The following is a 10,278-nucleotide window of genomic DNA, read 5'->3' as shown; positions in this document are numbered from 1 at the left end:
GTGAAATGCCAGGATTATTAGGAAAAAAAATCGGAATGACATCCGTTTTCAGTGCCGAGGGAAAAAATCTTCCATGCACTGTTATCGAAGTGGGTCCTTGTGTAGTTACACAGATTAAGACTTTGGAAAATGATGGCTATGAAGCTGTACAGTTGGGTTTCGAAGATAAAAAAGAGAAACACACAACTCAGCCGGAAATGGGCCACTTTAAAAAAGCCGGTGTAGCTCCCAAGAGATACTTGGCCGAGTTCAAGAATTTTGAAGCTGAATATAAGCTCGGTGATGTAATCACTGTAGACTTTTTGGAAAATGCAGGCTTCGTAGATGTAGTTGGTACATCTAAAGGTAAAGGTTTCCAGGGCGTTGTTAAACGTCACGGTTTCGGTGGTGTAGGTCAGACTACCCACGGTCAGCATAATCGCGCCCGTAAACCGGGTTCTATCGGTGCTTGTTCTTACCCTGCAAAAGTATTCAAAGGAATGCGCATGGGTGGTCAAATGGGTAATGAACGTGTAACAGTTCAGAACCTGCAAGTGATCAAGGTGATGCCGGAGCACAATCTTTTATTAGTTAAAGGTTCTGTTCCTGGAGCAAAAGGTTCAATCTTATTAATTGAAAAGTAATGGAACTGAGCGTATATAATATTAAAGGTGAAGATACCGGAAGAAAGGTAACTTTGAACGATGCAATTTTTGGCATAGAACCGAACGATCATGCTATTTACTTGGATGTAAAGCAGTATTTGGCTAATCAGCGTCAGGGAACTCATAAATCTAAAGAGAGAAGTGAAGTTTCAGGTAGTACGCGTAAGCTGATCCGTCAGAAAGGTGGTGGTGGTGCTCGTCGTGGTGATATCAACTCTCCGGTATTAGTAGGTGGTGGTCGTGTATTCGGTCCGAAACCCAGAGATTATGAGTTCAAATTGAACAAAAAAGTAAAGGGTCTGGCTCGTAAGTCTGCTTTGGCTTATAAAGCAAAGAATAATGCAATTGTAGTTGTAGAAGATTTCGCATTCGAAGCTCCTAAGACTAAAGAATTTATAACAATTGCTAAAAACCTAAAAGTGGCTGATAAAAAGTTACTTATGGTTTTATCCGAGAAAAATAATTTCGTATATTTGTCGGCTCGAAATTTAGAAAAGGCAAATGTCGTAACAGCTTCTGAATTAAACACATACAGAGTACTGGATGCTGCAAATCTGGTTCTGACTGAAAGTTCTGTAGCTGCTATTGAAAAACTGTTTAATGCATAAGGAGTAGAAGAATGGGAATTATTATTAAACCTATAGTAACAGAGAAGCAGACAGCGATTACAGAAAAAATGGCTAATCGTTATGGTTTTCGTGTTTCTCCTGATGCCAATAAGTTAGAGATTAAAAAAGCCATTGAAGATATGTATAATGTAACAGTAGTTGATGTGAATACCATCAACTACTCAGGCAAACAGAAAAGCCGTTATACGAAATCCGGTATTATCAATGGTAAACAATCAGCTTTTAAAAAGGCTATCGTAACGTTGAAAGAAGGAGAAACAATTGATTTCTTTAGTAATATCTAAAAAAAGAAATGGGAATACGTAAATTAAAGCCCACAACACCGGGGCAGAGACACAAAGTTATTGGTGCATTTGATAAAATCACTGCAAGTACACCAGAAAAGTCTCTTGTAGCAGGTAAAAGCAGTACAGGTGGTCGTAACAACACAGGTAAGATGACAATGCGTTATCTTGGTGGCGGTCACAAACAGAAGTACCGTTTTATCGATTTCAAGAGAAACAAAGATGGCATTCCTGCAACAGTTAAGTCTATCGAGTACGATCCAAACCGTACTTCTCGTATTGCATTGTTGTATTATGCAGACGGAGCAAAGAGTTATATCATCGCTCCGAATGGCTTGGAAGTTGGCCAAACAGTGGTTTCAGGTAGCGATGTAGCTCCTGAGGTAGGTAATACTTTGCCGATGGCAAATATTCCCGTTGGTACTATTATTCATAATATTGAGCTTCGTCCGGGACAGGGTGCTAAGTTAGTACGTTCTGCCGGTGCTTTTGCTCAGCTGACTTCAAAAGAAGGCGATTATGCAATTATTAAGATGCCTTCTGGCGAAACCAGAAAGATTCTTGCTGCTTGTAAGGCTACAATTGGTAGCGTAGGTAACTCAGACCATGGTCTTGAAAAATCAGGTAAAGCCGGTCGTTCTAGATGGTTAGGTCGTCGTCCTCGCAACCGTGGTGTTGTTATGAACCCGGTTGATCACCCAATGGGTGGTGGTGAAGGTCGTGCTTCCGGAGGTCATCCTAGATCTCGTAATGGCTTGTATGCTAAGGGCTTGAAGACAAGAGCTCCTAAGAAGCATTCTTCAAAATATATCATTGAAAGAAGAAAGAAATAATCTGATTAATTAAGTAAACTATGAGTCGTTCGTTAAAAAAAGGCCCGTATATTAATGTAAAGCTGGAAAATAAAGTCTTGGCTATGAATGAGTCAGGAAAGAAAGCAGTCGTTAAGACATGGGCAAGAGCTTCAATGATTTCGCCTGACTTTGTAGGCCATACTATTGCAGTTCACAATGGAAATAAATTTATTCCTGTTTTCGTAACCGAGAATATGGTAGGTCACAAACTGGGAGAGTTTTCTCCTACTCGTACGTTCCGTGGTCACGCCGGTAACAAGAAAAAATAATCGGTAGTAACAGGAATTCAGGAATCTGAAAATAAAAAGAATCAATAAAATGGGTGCTAGAAAAAGAATATCAGCTGAAGCAAGAAAAGAAGCCCAGAAGACCATGTACTTCGCAAAATTGCGTAATGTGCCGACTTCTCCCCGCAAGATGCGTCTCGTTGTAGACATGATCCGCGGTATGGAAGTATTCCGCGCACTTGGTGTTTTGAAGTTTTCTAACAAGGAAGCTGCAGCAAGAGTAGAAAAATTGCTTCGTTCAGCAATCGCTAACTGGGAACAGAAGAATGAACGTAAAGCAGAAGCTGGAGAGTTGTGCGTATCTTCAATCAGCGTTGATTGCGCTACTACATTGAAAAGAATGCGTCCTGCTCCTCAGGGAAGAGGTTACAGAATTCGCAAACGTTCGAACCATGTAACTCTGTTTGTTGATACACTTAGTAAAAACGATAGTCAAAATTAATTTGTAGATGGGACAAAAAGTTAATCCGGTTAGTAATCGTTTGGGAATCATCCGTGGTTGGGATTCCAATTGGTATGGCGGCAAAAAATACGGAGATACTTTGCTGGAAGATAGCAAAATCCGTAAATATCTGAATGCTCGTCTTGCTAAAGCTAGTGTATCTCGCGTCGTTATTGAACGTACGCTGAAGTTGATTACAATTACAGTTTGTACATCACGTCCGGGTATTATCATCGGTAAAGGTGGTCAGGAAGTTGATAAATTGAAAGAAGAGTTGAAGAAAATTACCGATAAAGAAGTTCAGATTAACATCTTTGAGGTAAAAAGACCTGAATTGGACGCAGTTATTGTAGCAAACAACATTGCTCGTCAGCTTGAAGGAAAAATTGCATATCGTCGTGCTATTAAGATGGCTATTGCCTCTACCATGAGAATGGGTGCCGAAGGTATTAAAGTGCAAGTCTCTGGTCGTTTGAATGGTGCTGAAATGGCTCGTTCAGAAATGTATAAAGAAGGAAGAACTCCGTTGCACACATTCAGGGCAGATATTGATTATGCTTTGGCTGAAGCGTTGACAAAAGTTGGACTGCTTGGTGTTAAGGTTTGGATTTGTCGTGGTGAAGTTTATGGTAAGAGAGATCTTGCTCCTTCATTCACTGCTACTAAGGAATCTGGCCGTAATAGAAATGAAAATGCCGGCGGCAACAGAGATAAGAACTTCAAGAGAAAGAAAGCTAATCGTTAAACGTTAGAATTTAAGAAGAAATGTTACAACCTAAAAAAACCAAGTTCAGAAGACAGCAGAAAGGTCGCATGAAGGGTGAAGCTCAACGTGGCAACCAGCTGGCATTCGGTTCTTTTGGTATAAAAGCTTTAGAAAATAAATGGATTACCGGTCGTCAGATCGAAGCTGCCCGTATCGCTGTAACTCGTTACATGCAACGTCAGGGTCAGGTTTGGGTTCGTATATTCCCGGATAAACCAATCACAAAGAAGCCTGCTGAAGTACGTATGGGTAAAGGTAAAGGTAATCCGGAAGGATTTGTTGCGCCTGTTACTCCAGGTCGTTTGATTTTCGAAATCGAAGGGGTTCCTTTTGATATTGCTAAAGAAGCTTTGCGCTTAGCTGCTCAAAAGCTTCCGGTAACAACGAAATTTGTTGTGAGACGTGATTATGATATGGCTAATCAAAATGCGTAATTGGTTATGAAGATTGCAGAAATTAGAGAATTAAGCACGAAGGAGCTGGTAGAAAGAATTGATGCAGAAGTGGCTGCTTACGATCAGAAAGTAATTAACCACAGCATTTCTCCGAGTGATAACCCTGCTCAGATTAAACAACAACGCAGGATGATTGCGCGCATGAAAACAGAATTGCGCCAGAGAGAACTTAACAACAAATAATTGAGCCTGATGGAAACTAGAAATTTAAGAAAAGAAAGAACGGGCGTGGTTACTAGCAACAAGATGGACAAAAGTATCACTGTTGCTATTAAATGGAAGGAAAAACACCCCATTTATGGTAAGTTCGTTAGTAAAACGAAAAAATATCATGCTCACGACGAAAAGAATGAATGCGGTATCGGCGATACTGTAAAGATTATGGAAACTCGTCCTTTGAGCAAAACAAAAAGATGGAGATTAGTTCAAATAATCGAAAGGGCTAAGTAACATGATACAACAAGAATCAAGACTAGTAGTAGCAGATAACAGTGGCGCTAAAGAATGTTTATGTATCCGTGTTTTAGGCGGAACCAGAAAACGTTATGCTTCTGTTGGGGATGTAATTGTAGTTGCAATTAAGAGTGTAATCCCATCAAGTGATGTGAAGAAGGGGGCTGTTTCTAAGGCTATCATTGTTCGCACTAAAAAAGAAATCCGCCGTCAGGATGGTTCATACATCCGTTTTGATGATAATGCATGTGTATTATTGAATGCCGGTGGTGATATTCGTGGAAGCCGTATCTTTGGTCCGGTTGCCAGAGAACTTCGTGCAACAAACATGAAAATCGTTTCACTTGCACCTGAAGTGCTTTAATTTTGTAAAACTTAAAGTAATGAGCAAATTACATATCAAAAAAGGCGATATAGTTTTTGTTAATACCGGTGAGGACAAAGGTAAGACAGGTCGTGTTTTACAGGTTCTTGTAAAAGACAATCGTGCAATTGTTGAAGGTATTAATATGGTATCAAAGCATACTAAGCCTAATGCAAAAAATCCTCAGGGAGGAATTGAAAAGAAAGAAGCTCCTATTCATATTTCCAACCTTAACGTAGTTGATCCGAAATCCGGTAAACCGACACGTATTGGTCGTAAATTAGACGAAAAAGGTGCTTTAGTGCGTTATTCTAAAAAATCAGGGGAGGAAATTAAGTAATGAGCAATACTGCCAGTCTTAAGAAAGAATATCAGGACAGAATTGTTCCTGCTTTGACGAAAGAGTTCGGTTATAAAACCGTTATGCAGGTTCCCGTACTGAAGAAGATTGTTATCAATCAAGGTTTAGGTATGGCTGCCGCTGATAAAAAGATTATTGATATCGCAATCAGTGAATTGTCTACTATCACAGGCCAGAAGGCTGTAGCAACAGTTTCAAAGAAGGATATCTCTAACTTCAAATTACGTAAGAAAATGCCTATTGGTGTGATGGTAACATTACGTCGTGAGCAAATGTACGAATTCCTGGAAAGACTTGTTCGTATTGCTCTTCCTCGTATCCGTGACTTCAAGGGCATCGAAAGTAAATTGGACGGAAGAGGTAATTATACCCTCGGAATTCAGGAACAAATCATTTTCCCTGAAATAAATATCGATAATATTACCAAAATATTGGGAATGAATATTACCTTTGTGACCTCTGCGAAAACAGATGAAGAAGGGTATGCTCTATTGAGAGAATTTGGGTTGCCTTTTAAAAATGCAAAAAAAGATTAAGTAGTTATGGCTAAGGAATCAATGAAGGCCCGTGAGGTTAAAAGAGCGAAGTTAGTTGCTAAATATGCAGCAAAAAGAGCTGAACTTAAAGCTGCAGGCGACTATGAAGCTTTGCAGGCTTTACCTAAAAATGCTTCTCCTGTACGTTTGCACAATCGTTGCAAAATTACAGGTCGTCCGAAAGGTTATGTACGCCAATTCGGTATTTCTCGTATTCAATTGCGTGAAATGGCATCTCAAGGTTTAATCCCAGGTGTAAAGAAAGCAAGTTGGTAAGAGTTTTTTTAATTTAAATATTGTCCGGGTGGCCGGATCAATTTAATTATTTATTATATGACAGATCCTATTGCAGATTATTTGACAAGATTGCGTAATGCAATTAAAGCGAAGCACAGAGTTGTAGAAGTGCCGGCGTCAAATTTAAAGAAAGAGATCACGAAGATCCTTTTCGACAAGGGCTACATTCTTAATTTTAAGTTTGTAGAAGAAGGTCCTCAAGGTACAATTAAGATTGCCTTGAAGTATGACTTGGTAAACAAAGTAAATGCAATCAAGAAACTTGAGAGAGTTTCTACTCCAGGTTTGCGTAAGTACACTGGCTACAAAGACATGCCGAGAGTATTGAACGGATTGGGTATTGCAGTTCTTTCTACTTCTAAGGGTGTGATGACAGACAAAGAAGCTCGCGATCTGAAGATCGGTGGCGAAGTATTATGTTATGTTTATTAATTAGGAGGAAAGAAGAATGTCAAGAATAGGAAAATTACCCATTCATGTACCAGCAGGTGTTACGGTTACTATTAAGGATAATGAGGTGACTGTAAAGGGTCCGAAAGGCGAACTGACTCAGGTTGTAAATCCTGATATTAAAGTAACATTTGAAGATGGTATTATTCATCTGACTCGTCCGACTGACGAAAAGAATCATCGTGCTTTGCATGGATTATACCGTGCATTGGTAAACAATATGGTGATTGGTGTTGCTGAAGGATACAAGAAGGAACTGGAACTTGTTGGTGTTGGTTATCGTGCATCAAATACAGGTCAGTTGTTGGATCTTTCTTTAGGTTATACACATAATATTTATATGTTGTTGCCTAAAGAAGTAAAAGTTGAAACAAAGGCAGAGAGAAATAAAAATCCTCTTATTATCCTTGAATCAGCTGATAAACAATTATTAGGTCAGATTTGTGCTAAGATTCGTTCATTCAGAATGCCGGAGCCCTATAAAGGTAAAGGTATCAAATTTGTGGGTGAAGAAATTCGCAGAAAGTCTGGTAAGTCAGCTGGTAAGTAATCTACGTAAACTGAAATTATCATGACAACGAAGGAAGAAAGAAGATTAAAGATAAAAGCAGGTGTACGCGGCAAAGTTTCAGGAACAACTGAACGTCCGCGCCTGACTGTGTTTAGAAGCAATAAACAGATCTATGCACAGGTAATAGATGATACTACAGGTAAGACTTTAGCTGCAGCTTCTTCTTTGAAGCTGGATGTTAAAGCACCGAAAAAAGAAATCGCTGCTAAAGTTGGCGAGCAGGTTGCTAAAGCTGCTCAGGAAGCTGGTGTGCAGACAGTTGTTTTCGACCGTAACGGTTACCTGTATCATGGGAGAATTAAAGAATTAGCAGATGCTGCACGTAACGGCGGCCTTAAATTTTAATGAAGATGGCAGGAGTTAATAATAGAGTTAAATCGACCAACGACATAGAGTTGAAGGACCGATTAGTTGCAATTAATCGTGTTACTAAAGTTACAAAAGGTGGACGTACTTTCAGTTTTGCTGCTATTGTAGTAGTGGGAAATGAAGATGGTATCATCGGCTGGGGCTTAGGTAAAGCTGGTGAAGTAACTACAGCTATTGCTAAAGGTGTAGAAGCTGCTAAAAAGAATCTGATCAAAGTTCCTGTTCATAAGGGTACAATTCCTCACGAACAATTGGCTAAGTTTGGTGGTGCTCAGGTGCTTATCAAACCTGCATCTCACGGTACCGGTGTTAAAGCTGGTGGTGCTATGCGTGCTGTATTGGAAAGTGTTGGTATCACAGACGTTTTGGCAAAATCAAAAGGTTCTTCAAATCCTCATAACTTAGTGAAAGCAACTATTGCTGCATTAAATGAGTTGAGAAGCCCGTTGATGGTTGCTCAGAACAGAGGTGTTGCTGTAGAAAAAGTATTCAAAGGTTAATTAGGGAGGATATAAAGATGGCAACTATTAAAGTTAAGCAAGTTAAAAGTAGAATTAAATGCCCGAAAGACCAAAAGAGAACTCTTGATGCACTGGGTCTGAGAAAAATGAATCAGGTAGTAGAACATAACGCTACTCCGGCTATTCTGGGTATGGTTGAGAAAGTGAAACATTTGGTTTCAGTAGAAAAGTAATAATCGGTTGAAAAAATAAATTATACGATATGAATTTATCAAATTTAAAACCTGCTGAAGGATCTACCAAGACCAGAAAAAGAATCGGCCGTGGTCCGGGTTCAGGATTAGGAGGTACTTCAACAAGAGGTCATAAAGGAGCAAAGTCAAGATCTGGCTATTCAAAAAAGATTGGTTTTGAAGGTGGTCAGATGCCTATACAGAGACGCTTGCCTAAATTTGGTTTCAAGAATATTAACCGCGTTGAATACAAAGCGATCAATCTTTCTACATTACAAGGAATGGCTGATGCTTTGCAGATCACTAAGATTGGTATCAATGAGTTAATTGAAGCTGGTTTCATTTCAGCTTCACAGTTGGTTAAAATTCTAGGTAATGGTAACTTGACAGCTAAATTAGAAGTAGAGGCTCACGCTTTCTCTAAAAGTGCTGAAGCTGCTATCCAGGCTGTAGGTGGTACTGTTGTTAAACTCTAAGTTATGAGAGCTGTAGAAACAATCAAAAATATCTGGAAGATAGAGGATCTGAGAAATCGGATCCTCACCACTCTTTTGTTGGTTGCTATATATCGTTTTGGTACGTATGTAGTACTTCCGGGTATTGACCCTAAAGCGTTGACCGCTTTGCAGGAACAGACAAGAGGCGGATTGCTTGCGCTGTTGGATATGTTTTCGGGAGGTGCGTTCTCTAATGCATCTATTTTTGCATTAGGGATTATGCCTTATATCTCCGCTTCCATCGTAATGCAGTTGCTTGCAATTGCAGTTCCTTCTTTCCAGAAATTACAGAGAGAGGGTGAGAGTGGTCGCCGAAAAATCAACCAATGGACGCGCTACCTGACTGTTGCTATTCTTCTGTTCCAAGGTCCAACGTATCTTGTTAACTTAAGTGTACAGCTGAAGGCTGCTGGTGCTGCTTTACCTGCAGGTATTTGGTTTACAATTTCTTCCACAGTTATTTTGGCTGCAGGAAGTATGTTTATCTTATGGCTAGGTGAAAGAATTACAGATAAAGGTGTTGGAAATGGTATTTCATTTATCATTTTAGTTGGTATTATAGCCCGTCTGCCGCATTCATTGTTTGAAGAATTTATTTCCAGAACAAGTGAAAAAACCGGTGGTCTGGTTATGTTCTTGTTTGAAATGTTGTTCCTTTTGCTGGTTATCGCAGGTGCAATCCTGTTGGTGCAGGGTACTCGTAAGGTTCCTGTACAGTATGCAAAAAGAATTATTGGTAATAAACAATATGGTGGTGCCCGCCAGTATATCCCATTAAAGGTGAATGCTGCAAACGTAATGCCTATCATTTTTGCTCAGGCAATTATGTTTATTCCTATTTCAATTGTAGGTTTTTCAAATACTGGAGAACGTTCACCATTTGTTGCTGCATTTATGGATAATACGGGATTTTGGTACAATTTTGTATTTGCTGTACTGATTATCTTGTTTACTTATTTTTATACAGCTATTACAATCAATCCGACTCAGATGTCAGATGATTTGAAGAGAAACAATGGTTTCATTCCAGGTGTAAAACCAGGTAAACATACCAAAGACTATTTAGATACCATTATGGACCGTATTACTTTGCCCGGTGCATTTTTCTTGGCGTTAGTGGCAATTATGCCTGCTTTTGCAAGAATTGCTGGTGTAAGTATGGGATTCTCCCAATTCTTTGGTGGAACATCTTTGTTGATTTTGGTTGGTGTTGTATTGGATACTTTACAACAAGTGGAAAGTCATTTGCTGATGCGTCACTATGACGGTTTATTGAAGTCAGGAAGAATTAAAGGACGTACAGGTTCAGTTGCAGCTTATTAATA

At 39.5% G+C, this 10,278-nt stretch carries 21 protein-coding genes; all 21 read left to right on the top strand.

What is annotated here, in order from left to right; genetic code table 11:
- Nucleotides 1-5: 5 nt before the first annotated feature.
- Genes rplC through secY form a run of 21 tightly spaced genes read left to right on the top strand, consistent with a single transcriptional unit; the run spans nt 6 to nt 10,276 of the window.
- On the top strand, nt 6-623 hold the full coding sequence (gene rplC, locus ACGE0T_RS16870; protein WP_459187750.1) for a 50S ribosomal protein L3: 618 nt from the start codon (nt 6-8) through the stop codon (nt 621-623).
- Nucleotides 623-1,252: a 50S ribosomal protein L4 gene (rplD, locus tag ACGE0T_RS16865; RefSeq protein WP_459187749.1), complete on the top strand. Its 630-nt coding sequence runs from the start codon at nt 623-625 to the stop codon at nt 1,250-1,252. Before rplC ends, rplD begins: the two co-directional genes overlap by 1 nt.
- Nucleotides 1,253-1,263: 11 nt before the next feature.
- The gene (rplW, locus tag ACGE0T_RS16860) at nt 1,264-1,557 is read left to right on the top strand and encodes a 50S ribosomal protein L23 (protein WP_115497986.1); all 294 of its coding nucleotides are present in this window, start codon (nt 1,264-1,266) and stop codon (nt 1,555-1,557) included.
- An 8-nt stretch (nt 1,558-1,565) separates the two neighbouring features.
- Nucleotides 1,566-2,390, top strand: a complete 825-nt coding sequence (gene rplB, locus ACGE0T_RS16855; protein WP_459187748.1) for a 50S ribosomal protein L2 — start codon at nt 1,566-1,568, stop codon at nt 2,388-2,390.
- 20 nt (nt 2,391-2,410) lie between these two features.
- Nucleotides 2,411-2,680: a 30S ribosomal protein S19 gene (rpsS, locus tag ACGE0T_RS16850; protein ID WP_368340565.1), complete on the top strand. Its 270-nt coding sequence runs from the start codon at nt 2,411-2,413 to the stop codon at nt 2,678-2,680.
- Nucleotides 2,681-2,729: 49 nt separating this feature from the next.
- On the top strand, nt 2,730-3,140 hold the full coding sequence (gene rplV, locus ACGE0T_RS16845; protein WP_005634739.1) for a 50S ribosomal protein L22: 411 nt from the start codon (nt 2,730-2,732) through the stop codon (nt 3,138-3,140).
- Between the two features lie 7 nt (nt 3,141-3,147).
- Nucleotides 3,148-3,885 carry a 30S ribosomal protein S3 gene (gene rpsC, locus ACGE0T_RS16840; protein ID WP_459187747.1) on the top strand — a complete coding sequence of 246 codons (738 nt, stop codon included), beginning with the start codon at nt 3,148-3,150 and terminating at the stop codon, nt 3,883-3,885.
- Between the two features lie 20 nt (nt 3,886-3,905).
- On the top strand, nt 3,906-4,340 hold the full coding sequence (rplP, locus tag ACGE0T_RS16835) for a 50S ribosomal protein L16 (RefSeq protein WP_005634742.1): 435 nt from the start codon (nt 3,906-3,908) through the stop codon (nt 4,338-4,340).
- A 6-nt stretch (nt 4,341-4,346) separates the two neighbouring features.
- Nucleotides 4,347-4,544, top strand: coding sequence for a 50S ribosomal protein L29 (rpmC, locus tag ACGE0T_RS16830; RefSeq protein WP_459187746.1), 198 nt, complete (start codon nt 4,347-4,349; stop codon nt 4,542-4,544).
- Nucleotides 4,545-4,553: 9 nt separating this feature from the next.
- On the top strand, nt 4,554-4,811 hold the full coding sequence (rpsQ, locus tag ACGE0T_RS16825; RefSeq protein WP_115497989.1) for a 30S ribosomal protein S17: 258 nt from the start codon (nt 4,554-4,556) through the stop codon (nt 4,809-4,811).
- A 1-nt stretch (nt 4,812) separates the two neighbouring features.
- The gene (rplN, locus tag ACGE0T_RS16820) at nt 4,813-5,178 is read left to right on the top strand and encodes a 50S ribosomal protein L14 (protein WP_459187745.1); all 366 of its coding nucleotides are present in this window, start codon (nt 4,813-4,815) and stop codon (nt 5,176-5,178) included.
- A gap of 19 nt (nt 5,179-5,197) precedes the next feature.
- A complete protein-coding gene (gene rplX, locus ACGE0T_RS16815) occupies nt 5,198-5,518 on the top strand; it encodes a 50S ribosomal protein L24 (RefSeq protein WP_459187744.1) in 321 nt (106 codons plus the stop codon).
- Nucleotides 5,518-6,075 (top strand): 50S ribosomal protein L5, encoded by a 558-nt coding sequence (gene rplE / locus ACGE0T_RS16810; RefSeq protein WP_459187743.1) that lies wholly within the window; start codon nt 5,518-5,520, stop codon nt 6,073-6,075. The genes rplX and rplE overlap by 1 nt, the downstream gene beginning before the upstream one ends.
- Nucleotides 6,076-6,081: 6 nt before the next feature.
- Nucleotides 6,082-6,351 carry a 30S ribosomal protein S14 gene (rpsN, locus tag ACGE0T_RS16805; RefSeq protein ID WP_459187742.1) on the top strand — a complete coding sequence of 90 codons (270 nt, stop codon included), beginning with the start codon at nt 6,082-6,084 and terminating at the stop codon, nt 6,349-6,351.
- A 57-nt stretch (nt 6,352-6,408) separates the two neighbouring features.
- Entirely contained in the window at nt 6,409-6,804 is a 396-nt protein-coding gene (rpsH, locus tag ACGE0T_RS16800; protein WP_459187741.1) for a 30S ribosomal protein S8, read from the top strand.
- Between the two features lie 16 nt (nt 6,805-6,820).
- Nucleotides 6,821-7,372: a 50S ribosomal protein L6 gene (gene rplF / locus ACGE0T_RS16795; RefSeq protein ID WP_459187740.1), complete on the top strand. Its 552-nt coding sequence runs from the start codon at nt 6,821-6,823 to the stop codon at nt 7,370-7,372.
- A gap of 21 nt (nt 7,373-7,393) precedes the next feature.
- Nucleotides 7,394-7,738, top strand: a complete 345-nt coding sequence (gene rplR / locus ACGE0T_RS16790) for a 50S ribosomal protein L18 (RefSeq protein ID WP_459187739.1) — start codon at nt 7,394-7,396, stop codon at nt 7,736-7,738.
- Between the two features lie 5 nt (nt 7,739-7,743).
- Entirely contained in the window at nt 7,744-8,262 is a 519-nt protein-coding gene (gene rpsE / locus ACGE0T_RS16785) for a 30S ribosomal protein S5 (RefSeq protein ID WP_459187738.1), read from the top strand.
- A 17-nt stretch (nt 8,263-8,279) separates the two neighbouring features.
- Complete coding sequence (rpmD, locus tag ACGE0T_RS16780; protein WP_459187737.1) at nt 8,280-8,456, top strand: 50S ribosomal protein L30; 177 nt, start codon at nt 8,280-8,282, stop codon at nt 8,454-8,456.
- Between the two features lie 29 nt (nt 8,457-8,485).
- On the top strand, nt 8,486-8,932 hold the full coding sequence (gene rplO, locus ACGE0T_RS16775) for a 50S ribosomal protein L15 (RefSeq protein WP_459187736.1): 447 nt from the start codon (nt 8,486-8,488) through the stop codon (nt 8,930-8,932).
- 3 nt (nt 8,933-8,935) lie between these two features.
- A complete protein-coding gene (gene secY / locus ACGE0T_RS16770; protein WP_459187735.1) occupies nt 8,936-10,276 on the top strand; it encodes a preprotein translocase subunit SecY in 1,341 nt (446 codons plus the stop codon).
- The last annotated feature ends 2 nt before the right edge of the window (nt 10,277-10,278 follow it).

It is taken from the genome of Parabacteroides sp. APC149_11_2_Y6 (assembly GCF_054506995.1).
This window is presented reverse-complemented; position numbering and strand designations above follow the sequence as displayed.

What these genes read in the sequence shown, in the direction of transcription:
- rplC (WP_459187750.1), top strand. Translation starts at nt 6, where the DNA reads ATGCCAGGATTATTAGGAAAAAAAATCGGAATGACATCCGTTTTCAGT.
- rplB (WP_459187748.1), top strand. Translation starts at nt 1,566, where the DNA reads ATGGGAATACGTAAATTAAAGCCCACAACACCGGGGCAGAGACACAAA.
- rplW (WP_115497986.1), top strand. Translation starts at nt 1,264, where the DNA reads ATGGGAATTATTATTAAACCTATAGTAACAGAGAAGCAGACAGCGATT.
- rplR (WP_459187739.1), top strand. Translation starts at nt 7,394, where the DNA reads ATGACAACGAAGGAAGAAAGAAGATTAAAGATAAAAGCAGGTGTACGC.
- rplO (WP_459187736.1), top strand. Translation starts at nt 8,486, where the DNA reads ATGAATTTATCAAATTTAAAACCTGCTGAAGGATCTACCAAGACCAGA.
- rplF (WP_459187740.1), top strand. Translation starts at nt 6,821, where the DNA reads ATGTCAAGAATAGGAAAATTACCCATTCATGTACCAGCAGGTGTTACG.
- rplV (WP_005634739.1), top strand. Translation starts at nt 2,730, where the DNA reads ATGGGTGCTAGAAAAAGAATATCAGCTGAAGCAAGAAAAGAAGCCCAG.
- rplX (WP_459187744.1), top strand. Translation starts at nt 5,198, where the DNA reads ATGAGCAAATTACATATCAAAAAAGGCGATATAGTTTTTGTTAATACC.
- rplP (WP_005634742.1), top strand. Translation starts at nt 3,906, where the DNA reads ATGTTACAACCTAAAAAAACCAAGTTCAGAAGACAGCAGAAAGGTCGC.
- rpsC (WP_459187747.1), top strand. Translation starts at nt 3,148, where the DNA reads ATGGGACAAAAAGTTAATCCGGTTAGTAATCGTTTGGGAATCATCCGT.
- rpsQ (WP_115497989.1), top strand. Translation starts at nt 4,554, where the DNA reads ATGGAAACTAGAAATTTAAGAAAAGAAAGAACGGGCGTGGTTACTAGC.
- rplD (WP_459187749.1), top strand. Translation starts at nt 623, where the DNA reads ATGGAACTGAGCGTATATAATATTAAAGGTGAAGATACCGGAAGAAAG.
- rplE (WP_459187743.1), top strand. Translation starts at nt 5,518, where the DNA reads ATGAGCAATACTGCCAGTCTTAAGAAAGAATATCAGGACAGAATTGTT.
- secY (WP_459187735.1), top strand. Translation starts at nt 8,936, where the DNA reads ATGAGAGCTGTAGAAACAATCAAAAATATCTGGAAGATAGAGGATCTG.
- rpsN (WP_459187742.1), top strand. Translation starts at nt 6,082, where the DNA reads ATGGCTAAGGAATCAATGAAGGCCCGTGAGGTTAAAAGAGCGAAGTTA.
- rpsH (WP_459187741.1), top strand. Translation starts at nt 6,409, where the DNA reads ATGACAGATCCTATTGCAGATTATTTGACAAGATTGCGTAATGCAATT.
- rplN (WP_459187745.1), top strand. Translation starts at nt 4,813, where the DNA reads ATGATACAACAAGAATCAAGACTAGTAGTAGCAGATAACAGTGGCGCT.
- rpmD (WP_459187737.1), top strand. Translation starts at nt 8,280, where the DNA reads ATGGCAACTATTAAAGTTAAGCAAGTTAAAAGTAGAATTAAATGCCCG.
- rpsE (WP_459187738.1), top strand. Translation starts at nt 7,744, where the DNA reads ATGGCAGGAGTTAATAATAGAGTTAAATCGACCAACGACATAGAGTTG.
- rpmC (WP_459187746.1), top strand. Translation starts at nt 4,347, where the DNA reads ATGAAGATTGCAGAAATTAGAGAATTAAGCACGAAGGAGCTGGTAGAA.
- rpsS (WP_368340565.1), top strand. Translation starts at nt 2,411, where the DNA reads ATGAGTCGTTCGTTAAAAAAAGGCCCGTATATTAATGTAAAGCTGGAA.